Source organism: Actinomycetota bacterium, from assembly GCA_030650795.1.
Lineage (GTDB): Bacteria > Actinomycetota > Actinomycetes > S36-B12 > S36-B12 > UBA11398.
The window spans coordinates 39643-58199 of sequence record JAUSDJ010000031.1 but is presented as its reverse complement, the minus strand read 5'-3'; the positions used below and the strand labels follow the sequence as shown (position 1 = coordinate 58199).

16 protein-coding genes are annotated in these 18557 nt (G+C 59.8%); 14 read left to right on the top strand and 2 right to left on the bottom strand.

Annotated elements, in window-relative coordinates; translation table 11 throughout:
- Window positions 1-9: 9 nt before the first annotated feature.
- The 7 genes from Q7L55_09675 to Q7L55_09645 are packed head-to-tail and all read left to right on the top strand — an operon-like array spanning window position 10 to window position 9062.
- A complete protein-coding gene (locus Q7L55_09675) occupies window positions 10-3357 on the top strand; it encodes a glycosyltransferase (protein MDO8732817.1) in 3348 nt (1115 codons plus the stop codon).
- Window positions 3347-4888: a DUF5719 family protein gene (locus Q7L55_09670; protein ID MDO8732816.1), complete on the top strand. Its 1542-nt coding sequence runs from the start codon at window positions 3347-3349 to the stop codon at window positions 4886-4888. The genes Q7L55_09675 and Q7L55_09670 overlap by 11 nt, the downstream gene beginning before the upstream one ends.
- A 51-nt stretch (window positions 4889-4939) precedes the next feature.
- The gene (locus Q7L55_09665; protein MDO8732815.1) at window positions 4940-5344 is read left to right on the top strand and encodes a DUF3499 domain-containing protein; all 405 of its coding nucleotides are present in this window, start codon (window positions 4940-4942) and stop codon (window positions 5342-5344) included.
- Between the two features lie 38 nt (window positions 5345-5382).
- A complete protein-coding gene (locus Q7L55_09660; GenBank protein MDO8732814.1) occupies window positions 5383-6795 on the top strand; it encodes a phosphomannomutase/phosphoglucomutase in 1413 nt (470 codons plus the stop codon).
- 20 nt (window positions 6796-6815) lie between these two features.
- Window positions 6816-7010, top strand: coding sequence for a Trm112 family protein (locus tag Q7L55_09655; GenBank protein MDO8732813.1), 195 nt, complete (start codon window positions 6816-6818; stop codon window positions 7008-7010).
- Window position 7011: 1 nt separating this feature from the next.
- Window positions 7012-8127 carry a mannose-6-phosphate isomerase, class I gene (gene manA / locus Q7L55_09650; protein MDO8732812.1) on the top strand — a complete coding sequence of 372 codons (1116 nt, stop codon included), beginning with the start codon at window positions 7012-7014 and terminating at the stop codon, window positions 8125-8127.
- Complete coding sequence (locus Q7L55_09645; GenBank protein ID MDO8732811.1) at window positions 8124-9062, top strand: cation diffusion facilitator family transporter; 939 nt, start codon at window positions 8124-8126, stop codon at window positions 9060-9062. Before manA ends, Q7L55_09645 begins: the two co-directional genes overlap by 4 nt.
- On the opposite strand, the gene Q7L55_09640 is transcribed toward Q7L55_09645, so the two are convergent.
- Window positions 9059-9652: a DUF998 domain-containing protein gene (locus tag Q7L55_09640; protein MDO8732810.1), complete on the bottom strand. Its 594-nt coding sequence runs from the start codon at window positions 9650-9652 to the stop codon at window positions 9059-9061. The two genes, Q7L55_09645 and Q7L55_09640, sit on opposite strands and share 4 nt — an antisense overlap.
- 156 nt (window positions 9653-9808) lie before the next feature.
- On the opposite strand from Q7L55_09640, the gene ahcY reads away from it, so the two are divergent.
- The 4 genes from ahcY (at window position 9809) to Q7L55_09620 (ending at window position 13330) form a co-directional block, all read left to right on the top strand.
- The gene (gene ahcY / locus Q7L55_09635; protein ID MDO8732809.1) at window positions 9809-11266 is read left to right on the top strand and encodes an adenosylhomocysteinase; all 1458 of its coding nucleotides are present in this window, start codon (window positions 9809-9811) and stop codon (window positions 11264-11266) included.
- A gap of 100 nt (window positions 11267-11366) precedes the next feature.
- Entirely contained in the window at window positions 11367-12047 is a 681-nt protein-coding gene (locus tag Q7L55_09630) for an NAD(P)-binding domain-containing protein (protein MDO8732808.1), read from the top strand.
- Window positions 12048-12062: 15 nt separating this feature from the next.
- Window positions 12063-12935 (top strand): DUF2817 domain-containing protein, encoded by an 873-nt coding sequence (locus Q7L55_09625; protein MDO8732807.1) that lies wholly within the window; start codon window positions 12063-12065, stop codon window positions 12933-12935.
- Between the two features lie 38 nt (window positions 12936-12973).
- On the top strand, window positions 12974-13330 hold the full coding sequence (locus Q7L55_09620) for a VOC family protein (GenBank protein MDO8732806.1): 357 nt from the start codon (window positions 12974-12976) through the stop codon (window positions 13328-13330).
- 19 nt (window positions 13331-13349) lie between these two features.
- Here the strand turns inward: Q7L55_09620 and Q7L55_09615 are convergent, their stop codons facing one another.
- On the bottom strand, window positions 13350-14219 hold the full coding sequence (locus tag Q7L55_09615) for a PAS domain-containing protein (protein ID MDO8732805.1): 870 nt from the start codon (window positions 14217-14219) through the stop codon (window positions 13350-13352).
- A 217-nt stretch (window positions 14220-14436) separates the two neighbouring features.
- On the opposite strand from Q7L55_09615, the gene mtrA reads away from it, so the two are divergent.
- Genes mtrA through Q7L55_09600 form a run of 3 tightly spaced genes read left to right on the top strand, consistent with a single transcriptional unit; the run spans window position 14437 to window position 18556 of the window.
- On the top strand, window positions 14437-15138 hold the full coding sequence (gene mtrA, locus Q7L55_09610; protein ID MDO8732804.1) for an MtrAB system response regulator MtrA: 702 nt from the start codon (window positions 14437-14439) through the stop codon (window positions 15136-15138).
- The gene (mtrB, locus tag Q7L55_09605; protein MDO8732803.1) at window positions 15135-16838 is read left to right on the top strand and encodes an MtrAB system histidine kinase MtrB; all 1704 of its coding nucleotides are present in this window, start codon (window positions 15135-15137) and stop codon (window positions 16836-16838) included. The genes mtrA and mtrB overlap by 4 nt, the downstream gene beginning before the upstream one ends.
- Window positions 16835-18556 (top strand): LpqB family beta-propeller domain-containing protein, encoded by a 1722-nt coding sequence (locus Q7L55_09600; GenBank protein ID MDO8732802.1) that lies wholly within the window; start codon window positions 16835-16837, stop codon window positions 18554-18556. Before mtrB ends, Q7L55_09600 begins: the two co-directional genes overlap by 4 nt.
- The last annotated feature ends 1 nt before the right edge of the window (window position 18557 follow it).

Sequence of the window (18557 nt, the reverse complement as noted above, 5' to 3'; positions counted from 1 at the left end):
AGTGGTCAGGTGCAGTCGGATTTCGAAGAGTCAGAACTCCAATCCGCTGCTGACTTAGGCGCCGCCGCCGAATTTGAATATGCCGATTCGGTCGTAGTCAGCGCGCAAACTGCGATCGAAGATCTGGCCTGGACCGAGTGGTTCAGTGAGGGCGATGAGGATCTGGGTCCGGCCCAGCCCCGCCGCCACCATCACGTCACAGCAGTATTAGTCAGCCACGATGGGGACACTTGGCTGCCTGCCGTGCTCACCACTTTGGCCAATCAGACCCGCCAGCCCAATGCCTTCGTGGGGGTCGACACCGATTCCCACGATCAAAGTCCGGCCATGCTGCGCAACTCACTCGGTTTCGACCGAGTCATCGCGGCAGATCGCAATGCCGGATTCGGGCAGGCGGTCGCGGCTGGCCTTGAGCATGTCGGGCAGGTCCGGGTTGCGCCCTCTCAGGATGCCGGCGAGCTGATCACCTGGATCTGGCTGCTGCACGATGACAGCGCCCCCAACGCTTCGTGCTTGTCCGCCCTGCTCGATGCCGCCGATGACCAGCCAGAAGTTGCGGTGCTTGGTCCCAAGATTCTGGGCTGGCATGATCAGCGGCTGCTCCTGGAGGCTGGTTTCAGTGTCACGGGCGCCGGGCGCCGTTTCACCGGCCTGGAGCGACGTGAGCACGATCAAGGCCAGCACGATGGCGTGCGCGACGTGCTCGCCGTCAGCTCCGCAGGCATGCTCATTCGTCGTGATGTCTGGGAACGCCTCAATGGCTTTGACCCTCAGCTTCCGCTCTTTCGCGATGATCTTGATTTCTGCTGGCGCGTGCACCGCGCTGGCGAGAGAGTCATCGTTGCCACCAATGCTGTGCTGCATCACCGTGAGGCCGCATCACACGGACGCCGCACTGCGGATCTGGCTCCGCACCACCATCGGGCCGATCGCGAGGCCGCGGTGCATGTACTGCTGGCCCAGAGTCGGACTTGGGCCAGTCCCTTCATCGCATTGCGGCTGTTTCTCAACAGCGCCGTTCGCGCGCTCGTATATCTGATTGGCAAGGACTTCACTGCTGCAGGAGACGAAGTCCAGGCTGTCTTGAGCATCGTGCGGCATCCTCGTCATCTGGCTGATTCGCGCCATCGCATTCACCAGACTTCGATCGAACCGGTATCGGTCGTCAATCGATTGCGTCCTCACTTGGCCTGGCAGGCCCGTCAGGCTTGGGAGGCTCTGCTTGGCATTGCGTCCACGAGTGGGGCGTCTTCAGGTGGATCGGCAACAATCGTTGAAGCCGGACCAAGCGATGAAGCGTCAGATTTCCTTGATGTGTCCAGCTCAGGGCTGGTGAAGCGGCTCCTCTTTCGTCCCAGCGTTGCCTTGGTCTTGGCGTTGATGCTGTTTGCGGCCGTTGCCACCCGTGGCCTTTGGTGGGGCGATGGCGTCTTGCAGGGAGGGGCCTTGCTGCCCACTCCCGATGGAGCCACCGACCTTTGGGCGATGTACACCCAAGGCTGGCATGACGTCGGCCCTGGCTCGATTGCACCGGCACCGCCATTTCTTCTGATGGTCTTCGCAACTGGGGCATTGCTGTTTGGCAAGAGTGCGCTCGCCGTGCAGTTGGTGATGTTGCTGGGTCTGGCCTTTGCCGGTTGGGCCGGCTACTTCTGCTTGCGATCGCTGATCAGCAGCAAGCCAGTGCGCGTTTGGGCAGCCGTGATGTACGCAGTGCTTCCCCCTGTCACAGGTGCGATGACAGCAGGCCGACTTGGCACAGTGATTGCTGCCATTGCCTTTCCCTTCGCACTGCGCTCATGTGTGCGCTTGGCAACGACCAAGACGACATTGCGCAGGGCTGCCGGAACCGGTCTGCTTCTCGCAGTGCTCATCGCTGCAGTTCCGTTTTTCTGGCTTGTTGCTGCGATCTTTGCCATCGCACTTGGAGTCGTCAGTTGGCGACAGGATCCAGTGGCCGCCAAGCCGCTCCTGCAGCGCCTCGTGCTCGCAGTGGTGGCACCAGTCGTGTTGCTCGCGCCATGGAGTCTGCAGTGGTTTTTGCAACCGGTCCGATTCCTGACCGCCTCTGGCGAGCACAATCTGAGCGACCAAGATCTCACGCCCTTGTCAGTGCTGCTGATTCACCCGGGCGGCCCGGGCATGACGCCGATCTGGATAACGACGGGGCTCGTTGTCGCAGGTCTGCTGGCGCTGCTTCGTCGCGACCGTCTCCTGCCCATTGCCATGGCCATCGGCCTTGGGCTCGTCGGTCTTGCTTTCGCGATGCTCCAAACCATCGTGATGGTGACGCCACCTGGCGCAACTGATGTAGTGCGGCCTTGGCCGGGTGCGGCAACCTTGGTGTGGGGGGCTGGGCTCGTACTGGCCGCCGCACTCGCCGCTGACGGTCTGCGTGACCACATCGCTGGGGCCAGTTTCAGCTTCGATCAGCCGATCGCTGTCGTCGTCACCGTCCTTGCGGTGCTGACGCCGCTGGCCTGCGCACTGCTGTGGTTCCCAAATGCCGCTGACGAGCTGCACAAGTCATCACCCAGTGCTGTGCCAGCCTTTGTGGCAGCCGATTCACTCAGCCCCTCTGCGCCGCGAACCCTCCTCCTGCGAGCTGACAGTGCTGGCCGGGTGCTCTACACGATGCTTAACGGCCCTGGCCCAGTCCTCGGTGATGCAGACATGGCGCCGCCAGGAGAAGTCTGGGATCCAATCGATGCCGAAGTGGCGGCATTGGCCTCAGGCCGAGGCGGCAATGAGATTGAAGTTCTCAGTGGTTACGGCGTTCGATTCGTACTGCTCGCCAAGGGCACCTCGATGAATCTCATCCCGATTCTTGATGGCGAGCCCGGCCTTCGCCGACTGTCCAGTTCCAACGGCGAAGTGCTGTGGGGCATTGACGGCGTCACCTCGCGCGCGCGACTGCTCGCCAATGGCAAGGCATCCGAACTCAACGTCGTTAGTGGAGATCCGGCAAGGGTTGCAGCCGTCGGCGTTGGCACTGAGCCGTATCTGGATGACACTCTGGAATCGGCCACCATTGATCGGCAACTCGTTGCTGGCGCCTTGGCCAACGGCGGTTGGAAGGCCGTGGCCATTGATCCAAAGACGGGCGAGGAGACGGCACTCGAAGCAGTCACTTCGCCTGGCTCACTTGAGTGGTCGCAAGCATTCACCGTGCCTGCCGATGCCACGCAGGTGCAAATTCGATTCGATGCCTGGACCCGCACACTGTGGATGTGGATGCAGTTCATCGTCCTGATCGTGCTGGTCGTTCTGGCATTGCCGACCCGACGCATTGAGGAAAGCGATCCTGATCTGGATGGCTTCGGCTTCCCTGTCGAGGGGGTGAGCCATGAGCGCTGAGCTGCCTGAGGCTGAGCCCGGTCAAGATCTTGAAGAGTTTGCCGCTGCTCCATCGCAATCAGGATTCTTGCTGCGCATTGCTTTCATCAGTGTCGCGTTGATTCTGGGGCTGGGTCTGATTGGCCAATTTGGGATCAACTCTGATGTCGATCAAGCCTTGGCAGTCGAGCCGATCCAGTCCTCTGTCCTGCTGTGCCCTGAGCCTGGGGTGGGTGCTCAGGCTGGATCCCGAGTGACGGCAGCTGTCGTGCCCGGCCAGGCTGGTCAGGATCAAGGTGCTGGTCAGGTCAACCTGACCACGCTGGTTGGCAAGGAATCCGCCAAGGCTCGGTTGACGGCACCTGGTGCTCAGACCGAAATTTCCGCCGGCGGACGCAAACTTCCGCCGATCAGGGTCGTGGGCACTGGATCCCTGGCACCTGGTCTTATCGCTAATCAGTGGAGCCGCTCGCCGCGCGGTCAAGGACGCGGCATGGCCAGTACTCCCTGTGACTCAGCGGGTTCTGACTTCTGGTTTGTCGGTGGTGGCGCTGTTGCTGGTCGCCAAACGCGAGTCGTGTTGGTCAACCCGGATGCCTTTGCCGCTGTAGTTGATCTGGTGATCTACGGACCTGACGGCATCGTTGATGCCCCGGGCGGACGCGGGCTTGTCGTGCGCCCCTTGCAGCGCATGTATGTGCGCATCGATGCATTGGCCCCTGGAGTTGCGACTTCTGCCATCCACGTCATTGCTCGTACTGGTCGCATCGGTGCATCGATCGACGACGATCAAATGTCCGGGCTGCATTCAGTTGGCACCGAGTGGGTTCCGCGTGCTGCCGCACCGGCAATGCATGTCTACGTCCCGGGTGTCTTTCCTGGCAGAGGTGCGCGAGTGCTAGCCATCGCTGCCCCTGGAGATCAGGACGCTCAAGTCTCGATCAACGTGATGACGAGCGACGGCACCTTCCAGCCAGCCGAACGCGATCAGATCATCGTCCCCAACGACAGCGTCGTGAGCCTGGACATGTCATCGGTGACGCAGGGACAGCCGGCAACTTTGGAGTTGACTTCCGATCAACCGATCGTCGCAGGCATGCGCCAATTCTTTGGCAGCAAGAGGCAGCAAAATGACACTGCGTACGCATCTGGTGTTCAGTCGCTGACCACAACAGCAGCGGTCAGCGGTCTGCCTGTCCAAGGGGCTACGCGAGTGCGGCTGTCACTCACAGCGCCCAAGGGCGAGGCCAAGGTCAAGATCTCGCTGTATCCCTACCTCGGTCGCGATGTTGTCTCCACTGCTGTTCAAGTACGAGAGGTCACCATCCCGGCGGGCTCGGTGAAGTGGATCCCACTCAACTTGCAGCAGAACTCGGCCTGGTTCACCGCAGTGGTGACCCCGGTCAACTCCGCGCCGTTCCTGGTTGCACATGAAGTACTTGAGCGCTCCAGTTTCGGCGATCTCGTCACTGGCTATCCCTGGCAGCCGCTGCGCACCGGAGTCGCGGTTCCGACCGCGAATGAGGATGCCGCCCTTCCGGTGCAGAAGTAGGTTCGGCGCGTCCTGCCCTGTGTTCCTCATGAGTGCCGCTAGCGTGCCGGTGTGGCTCGTCGTCGCTGTTCCAAGCCCTCATGTCAGGCCCCCGCGGCCGCGACACTGACGTATGTCTACGCAGATTCCACGGCTGTCCTTGGGCCTTTGGCCACCTACGCTGAGCCACATTGCTACGACCTGTGCCAAATGCACAGTGAGCGCCTGACGGCCCCTCGAGGCTGGGAGATCGTCCGCATCACTCCTGATCCTGATGCGCTGAAGCCGACCTCGGATGATCTTGAAGCCCTTGCCAATGCTGTTCGCGAAGCAGCGCGTCCGCGCTACGTACCCGGTGGCGACATTGACCACCCGCCTGTTCCCAACGGTGCTGTGGAAGTTGCTCGACGTGGCCATCTGCGGATGCTCACCCACGATGAGTCATACGTCGAGCCAAATTCTGGCGAGGATTTCTAGCCCGCAGGCTTCGCTGAACAGACCGATAGCCTTCCTTCGTGCGCAAACATCAACAGGGCAGCCTTGAGCAGGTAATCAAAGCTTACGATATCCGTGGCATCTATCCCGATCAGCTCGACTCCAGCCTCGCCTACGACGTAGGCGCGGCCTTTGTTCGGGTGCTCAAGCTGGCCGCCCGCGATGGCGGACCTGGGGCGGTGGTCGTGGCTCACGACATGCGGCCCTCAGGCCCGGAACTCGTTTCAGCTTTTGCTGATGGGGTGCAGGACCAGGGTTGTGATGTCGTACTCATTGGTCTTGCGAGCACAGACGGCCTCTACTTTGCGTCGGGCCGGCTGAACCTTCCCGGAGCCATGTTCACCGCCAGTCACAATCCAGCCCAGTACAACGGAATCAAACTGTGCAAGCAGGAAGCCTCGCCTGTGGGGCAGGATTCCGGGCTGCGCGAGATCCGCGAGCTCATCGAGCAAGGCGTGCCCGCTTTTGATGGTCCGCGCGGAGACTCGCGCTCGCAGGACATGCTTGCCGACTACGCCAGCTACATGCGTGAGCTCGTTGACGTCTCCTCGGTGCGACCGTTGAAGGTGGTGGTCGATGCTGGCAACGGCATGGGCGGCTACACCGTTCCGGCCGTGCTACAGACCGGCGCTGGGCTACCAGCCCTTCCGTTGGACGTGATCCCTATGTACTTCGAGCTTGATGGCTCATTCCCCAATCACGAGGCGAACCCCATCGATCCTGAGACTCTTGTCGATTTGCAGGCCAAGGTGATCCAGGTTGGCGCTGATCTCGGACTCGCATTCGACGGCGATGCCGACCGGTGCTTCGTGGTCGACGAGCGAGGTGAGCTGGTAAGCCCATCAACCTTGACCGCACTCATCGCTGTTCGCGAACTTGCGAAATCTCCGGGTTCGGCTGTGATCCATAATCTGATCACCTCGCGCTCAGTGCCCGAGGTGATCCGCGAACATGGCGGCATTCCCATTCGCACTCGCGTTGGTCACTCCTTCATCAAGGCACGGATGGCCGAGACGAATGCTGTCTTCGGCGGAGAACACTCCGGGCACTTCTACTTCCGGGAGTTCTGGCGTGCTGATTCAGGCATGCTCGCAGCGCTGCACACCATTTCTGCTTTGGGCCACACTCCCGAAGGCACCACTTTGTCTTCGATGCTTGCCCAATACATCCGCTACTCGCTCAGTGGAGAGATCAACACTCAGGTTGCCGATCAGGGCGCAGTGACGGCTGCGATCAAGGTCGAATACAGCAAACTGCCCGGCGTCGAGGTCGACGAACTTGATGGATTGAGCATCACCGCCCCCGACTGGGGCTTCAACGTCCGCCCGAGTAACACCGAGCCCCTGCTGCGCCTTAATGTGGAGGCCAAGGATCCAGCGCGCATGGAACTGCTTCGCGACGAGCTGCTCCAGCGCATGCGTTCCGCGTCTTAGTCACCTGTAGGGGAGTCGCTATGAGCACTGCGCCACTTGGTCTTGATACCGCCCTGTGGCAGGTCCTTGCCTGCCCATGCGATGCGCACGGTGAACTGACTGCTAATGAGCAATCGCGGACGCTGACTTGCGTTGTCTGCGGCCTGGCCTTTCCTGTGCGTGACGGAATACCGGTGATGCTGCTCGACGAGGCGATCGCGCCCGGACAGGCCTAACGTGTCACTAGTGGTGCGGGGGGCATTGAAGGAGTCCGACTGGGGGATCGTGGATGGGCTGGTCCGATGGGCCGGTGCCGCCACCGGTCGGCCGCAGGCCGAACTCTGGTACGGAGCCCACCCAGGCGGACCTTCGCCCCTGGTCGACCCAGAGGGTGTGGAGACCGGTGCAGTTCTGGACACTGATCTCATTGGCGGGGATGTGCCAATCCTGGTGAAGTTCCTGGCTGCTGCCCGACCTCTGTCGATACAAGTGCATCCGCAGGCTGAATTGGCCGCCGACGGGTACAAGGCGCAGATCTCCAGCGCTGACTCGCCTGCGGTGTATGCGGATCGCTCTGAGAAGACTGAGATGCTGATCGCCCTGGAGCCCTTCGAGGCCTTTGCTGGTTGGCGCGAGCCGACGGAGTGCGTGAGTTTTCTTCGCGCGCTGCAGTCTGCGGTGGACGACTTCGATCCGAGTGCAGCGATCGCAGCCATCGTTGATGGAGATTTTCGGTCTGCGATACCAGTGTTATTGGCGAGCAGTTCCATCGCAGCGATCGCGGCACTGGGACAGTCGGCACAGTTCATCGGGCTTCCACAGGCCGAGGTCGATGCCTACTTGCTTGTTTCCGCCGATTACCCCAAGGACCCCGGGGCACTTCTCACTCCGCTGCTCTCCTTCCGCGTTTTGCAGGCCGGTCAAGCGCTATTCGTGCCAGCTGGTATCCCGCACAGCTACATCCGCGGGCTCGGCATTGAGGTGATGACGTCCAGCGACAACGTGATTCGTCTCGGATTGACTTCGAAGCCGGTGTTCCTCGAATACGCCCTGCAGGCGCTGGATCCGGAAATCCAACCGCAGTTCATCACCGCGGCAATCGGCGATGAGCTCAATCCGGCCAGCGCCCCATTCCGCGCTCAGCTCATGCGCGATGGAGCAGAGGAATTGCCAAGTGGGAGCTACCGAATCGTGCTCTCGGTGGAAGGCAAGGCAACAGTGAGTTGCATGGGCGAAGAGATCACTTTGTTGCCTGGGATGGCCAATGTGATTCCTGCGACCGATCCAGAGGCTGTTGTGCGTGCCGAGGGTCTTACCGCCGTCTTCCGGGCGTTACAGGAAGGCGAGCAATGAGCACTGAGGGTGGTATGAAAGCTGTCATCGCTGCTCTCATGGCCAATGTCGGCATCGCCGTAAGCAAGTTCATCGCCTTCGCCTTCACTGGCTCCTCGTCGATGCTTTCTGAGGCGATCCACTCGGTGGCCGATTCTGGAAACCAGATCCTTCTGCTCATCGGCAATAAACGGGCGAGTAAGCCAGCCGATGAGCATCACCCCTTTGGATATGGGCGTCGTCGTTATGTCTACGGCTTCGTCGTCTCAATCGTGCTGTTCATGGTTGGTGGCCTGTTCTCCCTGTACGAGGGCTTGCACAAGTGGCAGCATCCCGAACCGCTCAATGACTGGTGGATAGCCGTCGTGGTTTTGGGCATTGCGATCGTGCTCGAGAGCTTCAGTTTCCGAACGGCGATTCGCGAGGCAAACCTCTCACGCGGCAAGCGATCCTTGCCGAAGTTCGTGCGCGATGCGCGACAGCCAGAACTGCCCGTCATCCTTCTTGAGGATTTCGGTGCGCTCATCGGTCTGGTGTTCGCACTTCTTGGCGTGGGCCTGGCCGTCATTACCGACGACGGTCGCTTCGATGCCCTGGGTGCTATGGCGGTTGGAACCCTGCTCGTTGTGATTGCGGTGTTCCTAGCGATGGAAATGACCACCATGCTGGTGGGCGAGAGCGCATTGCCCGAAGAAGTGGAAGCCATCCGAGCCGCACTTGAATCAACAGATGGCGTGCTTCGAGTGATCCATCTGCGAACGATTCATGTCGGCCCCGACGAATTGCTCGTTGGCGCAAAAATCGCAATCGCACACAGTGACACTGGTCGCGAGATAGCCGATGCCATTGATGCCGCTGAGAAGAGCTTGCGTGCGGCAGTGCCGACCGCGAGATACGTGTTCCTTGAGCCTGATATCGATCGCGGCTCCAAACAGGTGACGATCGAGGCGGACTAGCGTCTGCGCTGGAATCGCCAGATCGACGCAGCGGCTGCAAGAGGCCACAAGTTCAGCACCACGGCAGCGCTGCGCTCGGCCAGGCCGACCTTCGGCGCGTCACTGACAACCGAAGCGAAGAACCACCCAGTGGCAACCACAAGAACGCTTCCGGCAGTCATCGCGACAGCTGGACGCAGTGCCCAGGGAGTGGAAGCGCCTCGCTGCCAGCTCAGGAGCGGCCAGGCGGCCAAGGCAGCGAAAGATCCGGCAGCCACCACCCCGTGTAGTGGTGCGGCTTGGCCTGCTGTGGGCAGTGGGCTCATTGCCACCAGAAGAGTGAACACTCCGCCTGTGCCCAGCACAACCCGACCGGCGCGTGCTGCGGGCTTCAGTGCCAGGGCAGTGCCGATCTGACTGACGCCGACTCCAGCCAGGGCAGTGGTCATCAACCAACCATCAGTGGCATCGGCTCCAGCCAGAGCGCTGATGGTTTGGGTGGTGGAATCAAATCCATTGGTTTGAAGGCGTGCCGCAATCGTCCAGCCAGCGACCAGAAGAATCGGGGCGGCCGCTGCAGTGAGCAGACCCCAGCGCGGCATGAATTGCATCCGCGCAGAGTATGGCCTGCTCGTTTTGGTCACATTTCCCCCATGAGCGCGTTGCACTTTGGCCCTTCGGGGCATCTCTGGCACAATCGCACCTGCCGGACCAACGAAGCCTCGTGACGTTCGCGCCCAATCCGCTCAACTCACGAGGAGAATTCCATGTCCGTGTTCAAAGCTGATGGCAGTCCAGACTTCAAGGTCGCCAATCTGGATCTAGCTGAGTTTGGCCGCGATGAAATTCGTCTGGCCGAGCATGAGATGCCTGGGCTCATGGCAATGCGCGCCGAGTATGGCGCTAGCAAGCCACTGACCGGCGCCCGCATTACTGGTTCACTCCATATGACCATTCAGACAGCTGTGCTGATCGAAACTCTGGTTGATCTTGGTGCCGATGTGCGGTGGGCTTCATGCAACATCTTCTCAACTCAAGATCACGCTGCTGCCGCGATCGTCATCGGTCGTGACGGCACGGTCGCAAAGCCCAATGGTGTGCCGGTGTATGCCTGGAAGGGCGAATCACTCGAGGAGTACTGGTGGTGCACGGAGCAGATTCTGGAATGGCCAGATGGCAGCGGCCCGAACATGATTCTCGACGATGGTGGCGACGCCACCCTGCTCGTGCACAAGGGTCGCGAATTCGAGCTGGCCGGCGTGGTGCCTGCAACAGATGAGAGTGACTCTGAGGAGTACCGAGTCATCCTGCACACCCTGCGTGAATCACTGGCGAACTTCCCTGACCGATTCACCACGATCGCTGCTGGTATCAAGGGCGTGACCGAAGAAACCACCACGGGTGTTCATCGTCTGTACGAGATGCTGCGCGCGGGCGAGCTGCTCTTCCCAGCCATCAATGTCAATGACTCGGTGACCAAGAGCAAGTTCGACAACAAGTACGGCTGCCGTCACTCGCTCATCGATGGCATCAACCGGGCGACTGACACCCTCATCGGCGGCAAGGTGGCTGTGGTCTGTGGCTATGGCGACGTTGGCAAGGGTTCGGCTGAGTCACTGCGCGGACAGGGCGCTCGGGTGATCATCACCGAGATTGATCCCATCTGTGCGCTCCAGGCCGCAATGGACGGCTACCAGGTTGCTCGCATTGAAGATGTCATCGGCTTGGCCGACATCTTCATCACCGCCACGGGCTGCTACGACGTCATCACTGCTGAGCACATGGAGCGGATGAAGCATCAGGCGATCGTGGGCAACATCGGTCACTTCGACAATGAGATCGACATCGCCGGGCTCGCAACACTGCCGGGCATCAAGCGCAAGACCATCAAGCCACAGGTTGATGAGTGGACTTTCGCCGATGGTCACTCGATCATCATGCTTTCCGAGGGCCGCTTGTTGAACCTCGGCAACGCCACCGGTCACCCGTCGTTCGTGATGAGCAACTCCTTCACCAATCAGGTGCTCGCGCAGATCGAGCTGTTCACCAAGCTGGATCAATACCCACTTGGTGTCTACACCCTGCCCAAGCACCTCGACGAGAAGGTTGCCCGCCTGCACCTTGATGCCCTCGGCGTTGGGCTGACCGAGCTCACCAAGCAACAGGCCGAGTACCTCGGCGTGGATGTTGTCGGGCCATACAAGCCGGACCATTATCGATACTGATCAATCCTTGGATGGGGCGTTCGGAGTGAGAAAGTTCTCCGAGCGCCCTTCTCATTCCTCCGTATGCTCGCAGTCTTAGCCTTTGTCGTAGGGAGTGCAGATGCGTCTGGCAATTCTTGGAACCGGATCAGTCGGGCAGAACATTGCAGCCCGATGCGTTGAGCTCGGCCACGAGGTCGCGATGGGCACGCGTGACCCCCAAGCGACATTGGCGCGTACCAACTCCGACAGCGAACGCAGCCAGAACTTTGCTGAATGGGCTGCCGAGCATCCGCCGATACGGGTGCTCTCCTTCAGGGCTGCTGCAATGTTCGGTGATGTCGTGGTGAACGCCACGTCGGGTTCTGTGACCCTGGAAGCGCTGCATGCAGCGGGAGCAGACAATCTTGCTGGCAAGGTGCTGATCGATGTGACGAATCCACTCGACTTTTCAGCTGGCTTCCCGCCTACCTTGACCGTCAAGGACACCGATTCCCTCGGAGAGCAGATTCAACGGGAATTTCCAGATGCGAAGGTGGTCAAGTCACTCAATACCCTGACGGCGAGTCTCATGGTCAATCCACGTGAACTCGCGGGTGGCGAGCACAGCGTCTTTGTCTCCGGTGATGATCCTGAGGCCAAGCAGATGGTTGCTGATCTTCTGCATGAGTTCGGCCACACCGATGTCATCGACCTCGGTGACATCACCACAGCACGCGGCACTGAGATGTGGCTACCACTTTGGCTTCGCCTCATGAGGGTACTTGGAACGGCCAACTTCAACGTCAAAGTCGTGCGCTGAGTCGTGATCCTCTGAATGCATTTCTACCGACGGGCTTCTTCCGCGATTGCTGTTGGACTCGTGTTCGGCGTGCTCGCAGTTTCAGGATTTGAACTCGGGGCAGTCGTCGCTGATTCGAGCTCAACGCAGCAAATGATCGGAAAGTCAGTAAAGGGTCGTGCCATAGTCGCGACTCATCTGGGGCCGAACTCCGCACCTATTCGCATCGTGGTTCTCGGGCAGATGCATGGCAATGAGCCTGCCGGGCGCAGAGTGGTGAGCCTGCTGGAAGCCCGTAATCTGCCGACGGATGTCCAACTCTGGTTGATATCGACTGTGAATCCTGATGGCTCTGCTCTAGGCACTCGCCGCAATGCCCACAAGGTCGACCTCAATCGCAATTTCCCAAATCACTGGAAGATAACCAAGAAGCGTTCGCCCTATTACGCGGGACCGCGTGTTGCCAGCGAGCCCGAGACCCAAGGACTTATGGCCTTTCTGAGCGCAGTCAAGCCGACAGCAGTCATCTCATTTCATCAGTCGTTCGGCATGGTCGATGACCCGTACCCACGTGGGCATGCCGCCGCGAAGAAGTTGGGGGAGTTGCTTGGTCTGCGTACCGGCATTGTCCCGTGCCGCGGTGTCTGCAACGGAACAATGACCGGCTGGGTAAATGCCGAACTGCAAGCCATCGGCATCACCGTCGAACTGCGATCGAATGTGACACCAGCTGCCGCACAACGCGCTGCGACTGCCGTCATTGGGCTTGGAGCCTGGCTCGCGGGTACGCCCGTCCCGATTCCCTCGCCGTCCTCGACAAGCACGCCGACACCAGTTCCGACACCAAGCCTTGGGCCCACACCAATACCTCTGCCAACAGTCGTGGTTGAGCCAAGCCCAAGCGCGTAGTTATCGGCGATTGGCCATCGCTTGCCTACGATTGGCGCATGAGCGAAATCCTGGGCCTTGCCACGGTCATCTTTCCCACTGCTGATCTGCAGGCATCCAGGACTTGGTGGCAGCAAGCACTGGGCAAGGAGCCGTACTTTGATGAGCCCTTCTACGTGGGATTCGATCTCAATGGCTATGAGCTCGGCATCAATCCGGGTGCGCCGATTGACAACGGTCCGGTTACCTATTTGCGCACCGAGAACATCGAACGGGCGTTCTCGCAGTTCATCGACAACGGTTGCACAATTGTTGGTGGGATCAGCGCCGTTGGTGAGGGCATTCGCGTAGGCGAACTGCGCAACCCCGAAGGCTTTGTATTCGGCGTGATCGAGAACCCAAACTTCACCAAGTGAAGTCGGGGTTCTCGAAGCCTTAGTTCTCGCGAATCGTCAGCACTGTGACCGATTGGCCACCGGCGACGGCGGTCGAAGTCGTCGCTGAGGCAACGCTTGTCGAGCCGTCCGTCTTGCGAATTTCGATTCGACCGTCGGTAGGGATGTTGTACGTGGATCCGACGGTCACACCGATGCCGAGCAATGCTTGCGCGCTCAGATTGGCATGCAGAATCTTCTGATCGTCGGAGAGGATGAGCACTCCGTCATCCATCGTGGCGATGACATGGGTGAACGGCTCAGTGGCCAGGTTGATTCGATCCTGATGACGAGCCTGCTCACTTTCGTCGGCTCGTTTGATTGCTCGTTCGCTCACCAGTGACAGCACGATTGCCAGCACGGTGATGAACAAAGTCATCACCAACTCGGCTGTGATGACGAACTTCCAGTTGTCATTGCCTCGGCCGGTTGCTTGAGCCAGACCCAGATGGGCAGCGGCGATTGAGAGAGCGACTTCTTCGTCCGCTTGCTTGAATGCCGGATTTTGGATGATCGCGCGAACGCCTTCAGCGGTGTAGGCCGATGAGAGGGCGAGGTCGACTGCCTTCTTGGCCTCTGCTGTGTAGGTCACGATTGAGGCCTGGAGCTCAGCAGTTCCGGGGGCATGTGGGCTGGTCACTTTGTTCAACTCAACCTTGTAACCAGGGTTGAGTTGTTCAAGGGAGGCGAGCATTTGATTGCTATCGCTTGCGATGTAGCCACCGGCTGCAGCCTTGAGGTTGTAGTTCAGGGTCTCCCGGCTGGATTCGGAGCTGCTCAGAATCGTCGACTGGGTGTTGTAGCCATTGACCTCGTCAATGATCTTGTTTGCGTAACTGAACCAGATGGCCCCCACGACAACGGGGAGCACGCATAAGACGACGAGGGCGATGCGACGCCGAATTTTGTTCCTCTGCTTGCGGGTGTTCGCGTTCCGATCACGTTTTGACGCCACTTACTCACAGACCCTTCTCGGTGGATCACGGAAGGCTAGCGGCTGGGCTGCACTTGGGGGCGTGATTTGCGTTGATCCGTGCAGTTTGCCCGCGCTACTGGGTATGCAGGTTCATGAGTGGCACGATGAGCGTATGGATCATCCTTCGGACTCTGGCTCACTGGGCAAGGTTCTTGTGGTCGATGACGATGCGGCTCTGTCGGAGATGTTGGGCATTGTGCTGCGCCAGGAGGGATTCTCCGCGGAGTTTTGCGCTGACGGCGCCTTGGCTCTTGACCGATTCAGGACTTTTCAGCCAGACATTGTGCTGCTTGATGTCATGCTCCCTGGGATGAATGGCATTGAGATTTGTCGAGCCATTCGCAAGGAGTCTGGCGTTCCAATCGTGATGCTTACCGCTCGCAGCGACACCGTCGATGTCGTGGTGGGGCTTGAATCGGGAGCCGATGACTATGTGGTCAAGCCCTTTAAGCCGCGTGAGCTGATTGCTCGGCTTCGCGCCCGAGTTCGCCGCGGCGACGACGCAGCTGCGCAGCCGCTGGCCATTGACGATCTCAAGATCGATGTTTCAGGTCACAAGGTTGCCCGCGATGGCGAGATGCTGTCGCTCACGCCCTTGGAGTTCGATCTGCTCGTGTGTCTGGCGCGAAAGCCAGGTCAGGTATTCACACGCGAAGCTTTGCTGCACGATGTCTGGGGCTATCAGCACGCGGCCGATACCCGATTGGTCAATGTGCACGTGCAGCGGCTGCGTTCCAAAGTCGAGCGTGATCCTGAGCGACCTGAGTATGTGCTCACTGTGCGAGGGATTGGCTATAAGGCGGGACCCGCTTGACCGCGTTCCTCCATGTGTGGCATCGCTTTACTGCAGCACTGAGTCGGGTTGCTGGTCCATTTCGATGGGTCAAGCGCGGCTGGCGAGGTTCTTTGCTGCTGCGCATTACGACGATCACCCTGGTCTCCTCATTCGTCGTGCTCACAGTCCTAGGGGTGACCTTGCTGAGCAAGGTCACAACTGGATTGATGGGCGCAAAGGAGGAGACCTCGATCTCGGAGGCCTCCGCAGGCTTGATTGAGGCGCAACGACTCATTGAGGCCGCTGAGGCCTTGCCGACTGCGCCGTCGCCCGGGCGCCAGGTCGATGCGATCGTCGCGGGCCTTGGATCGCACGGCGGTTCGCCTGCGCAATTCGACATCCTGCTGCTTGCCGCCGTACCAGGGCAGTCGCTCCCAGAGCGCGGCACAAACCTGGTGTCAACGTCAAGCATTGATCCAGAACTTCGACTGGCGTTATTGGATAGTCAGAGCCAACTCTGGACTTACGACCCGATCAATTACATCAACGGCTTCACTGTACCCGGCCTCGTCGTTGGTGCTCCGCTAGATATTCCGTCACTGGGCGAATACAACTTGTACTACCTATTTCCGCTCACTCAGGAGCAGCAGACCTTGGATCTCGTGCGAGGTGCTGTGCTGCTCACGGGTGCGTTGCTCTTGGTGTTGCTCACCCTTATTGCTCGCCTTGTTACGCGATTGGTGGTGAACCCTGTTCGTGAGGCAGCGCGTACTGCTGCGCTACTTGCCGAAGGCCAGTTGTCCGAACGAATGACCGTGCGTGGCGAAGACGAACTCGCACAGCTGGCAACAACGTTCAATGACATGGCATCCAGCCTGCAGCAGCAGATCAAGCAACTCGAAGAGTTGTCGCGAGTGCAACAACGATTTGTCGCCGATGTCTCACATGAGTTGCGCACCCCTCTGACGACCATCCGAATGGCAGCAGATCTCATGTTCGAACGTCGGGTGGAGTTTGATGCGGCAACTTCGCGCGCAGCCGAACTTCTGCAAGACCAACTCGACCGCTTTGAGGAACTCCTGGTCGATCTCCTGGAGATCTCTCGATTTGATGCTGGCGCTGCGGTGCTTGATGTCGAGGCTTGTGACGTGAATGCGTTGGTTGCGCGCGCTGTAGAGCAAGCGCGGCCATTGGCAGTGCGCATCGACACTAGTTTGGATTTCCTGCCATCGGACTTTTCGTCCGTCGTGGCCGCCGACAGCAGGCGAATCAATCGAGTGGTGCGCAACTTGCTCGACAACGCCATTGAGCACAGCGACGGCAAGGGTGTTCTTGTGACCGTCGGCGCCGACGAGGAAGCAGTGGCAGTCACGGTGCGCGATTTCGGCTTGGGACTGCGGCCAGGCGAATCCGGCCTGGTATTCAATCGCTTCTGGAGAGCCGATCCGGCGCGGGCACGCACCACCGGAGGCACCGGGCTCGGCCTTTCGATTGCGTATGAAGACGCCCGCTTGCACGGAGGCTGGCTGGAAGCTTGGGGAGAGCCCGGTCAAGGCTCAAACTTCCGACTGACCTTGCCGCGCGCGGTGCGAGGGCCGCTGATGGAGTCGCCTTTGCCCCTGATCCCTGTCAACTTCGAGGCAATCGAATCCGAAGACCCCTCGGCACTGCGGCTGGATGCGATTCCTCGTCCGGCTTCTCAAGGATTTCAATTGCCACCACGATCGGGGCGCACATGAAAGCCCTGCGAATTGCAACAGCGCTGACCGCAGTTGGTCTTTTGCTGAGCGCTTGTGGCGTCTTGCCATGGTCGGTTACCGCACAGGTGCCCGAAGGTGGATCGATCCAGCAGGGCGACGCAAGTGCAGCCAATCGCGAGGATCAATTCATCCGAGTCATTCCGCAGAGTCCGCGCAAGGGCATGACACCAGCCGAGATCGTGCAGGGATTCTTGGATGCCTCGGCTGCTTTCGAAAACGATCACGAGGTTGCTCGCCAATTCCTCACTCAGTTATCAGGCAATGCCTGGGATCCAAATGCAGGGGTGCGCGTATTCAAGGGTGCGCCAGACCTCGTGAGCAATGGACCCGTTGTGCGATTCGCTGCTCCACTGGCCGGAGAGATTTCAAGGCGAGGTACGTATCAATTAGCGAATGCAAATGCCACGCTCAACGCTGAGTTCACCCTCGAGAAGCAGAGCGACGAATGGCGCATTGCGAAGCTTCCTCAGGGGCTTGAACTCTCCACGGTCGACGTGGCGCGAGCCTTCCGACCGCTTTCGGTCTACTACTTCAATCCGCAGTACAGCACCTTGGTACCAGATGTCCGCATGATTCCGGTACCGGGCAATGGGGTGGCCACGGGTTTGATTCAGGCGTTACTGGACGGACCCGATCCGTGGTTGGCGCCCGCGGTGAAAACAGCCTTCCCCTTGGGCGTTGGCCTCAATTTTGACTTCGTCGGAGTCAATTCAGGCGTGGCCAAGGTCGATCTCACTGCCGACGCGCTTTTTGCTTCCGACAGTGTCCGTTTGGTGATGGCGCAGCAGATCGTCGGGACTCTGCGTCAACTGTCTGATGTGAGTGCAGTCAGCATCACCTCTGGAGGACAGCTCCTGACCATTCCTGGAGTGCCCTATCCAATCCCGCGCGATGAGTGGCCAAGTATTGACCCGTCCGGGCTTGATCCAGGTGCTGAAGCTGTGTTTGCGAATGCAGGCGGTGTCTCCAAGCTTGCCAAGGGTCAGGCGCAGCAGATCGTCGGCTATCCGACTTCTGCGAACTCAGCATTTACCCAAGTCGTGGTGAATCGCTCTGGAGGACTGCTGTCTGGAGTGGACGCTCTTGGCCGGGTCTGGAGCGCATTGATCGAGACCAACACCACTTGGTCGAAGTTGCCGATCACGCGAGCAATCCAGTGGCTGGAGTTCGACGCCAATGGTGGGCTGTGGGTGTGGGATCCATTCAATGGGCTAGCGGTCTGGGATGCACCTGGACCGATCAAGGACATTTCGGTTACGGGCATGCCCTACGGCGCGACCTTGGTCAAGGCAGTTCCCTCGCGAGATGGAGCCAGAGCGGCACTCATCATTCGAAAGTCTGGAACGACCTCGGTCTATTTGGCACGCATTGAACGAAACGTTGAAACTAATGTGCGAGTGATCTCCGGTCTGCGCCCATTTTCGCCAACCGCAACTGGAGTGCTTGATCTTGATTGGTCAAGCGCAAACTCGCTGGCCTTCATCGGCCGGATTGGCAATGGCGATGTGCAGGCCTTTGATCTTGACCTGGCTTCTGGCGCGCTCGCCCCACAAGGCGGGCCCGAAAATCCGGAGTCCATTGCTGCCGCGCCTGGACTTCCCGTGCTCATCGCTGCCAAGAACGGCCTCATCTATCAACTCGATGCCGGCACCTGGACAGTCCGCACACCCGGCTGGTCGCCCGCTTATCCGAGTTGAG

Excerpts from the sequence above, each read along its gene's own strand:
- Q7L55_09625 (MDO8732807.1), top strand. The coding sequence starts at position 12,063 with ATGCATTTCTACCGACGGGCTTCTTCCGCGATTGCTGTTGGACTCGTG.
- Q7L55_09655 (MDO8732813.1), top strand. The coding sequence starts at position 6,816 with ATGAGCACTGCGCCACTTGGTCTTGATACCGCCCTGTGGCAGGTCCTT.
- mtrA (MDO8732804.1), top strand. The coding sequence starts at position 14,437 with ATGGATCATCCTTCGGACTCTGGCTCACTGGGCAAGGTTCTTGTGGTC.
- Q7L55_09600 (MDO8732802.1), top strand. The coding sequence starts at position 16,835 with ATGAAAGCCCTGCGAATTGCAACAGCGCTGACCGCAGTTGGTCTTTTG.
- Q7L55_09630 (MDO8732808.1), top strand. The coding sequence starts at position 11,367 with ATGCGTCTGGCAATTCTTGGAACCGGATCAGTCGGGCAGAACATTGCA.
- Q7L55_09620 (MDO8732806.1), top strand. The coding sequence starts at position 12,974 with ATGAGCGAAATCCTGGGCCTTGCCACGGTCATCTTTCCCACTGCTGAT.
- Q7L55_09640 (MDO8732810.1), bottom strand. The coding sequence starts at position 9,652 with ATGCAATTCATGCCGCGCTGGGGTCTGCTCACTGCAGCGGCCGCCCCG.
- ahcY (MDO8732809.1), top strand. The coding sequence starts at position 9,809 with ATGTCCGTGTTCAAAGCTGATGGCAGTCCAGACTTCAAGGTCGCCAAT.
- Q7L55_09670 (MDO8732816.1), top strand. The coding sequence starts at position 3,347 with ATGAGCGCTGAGCTGCCTGAGGCTGAGCCCGGTCAAGATCTTGAAGAG.
- Q7L55_09645 (MDO8732811.1), top strand. The coding sequence starts at position 8,124 with ATGAGCACTGAGGGTGGTATGAAAGCTGTCATCGCTGCTCTCATGGCC.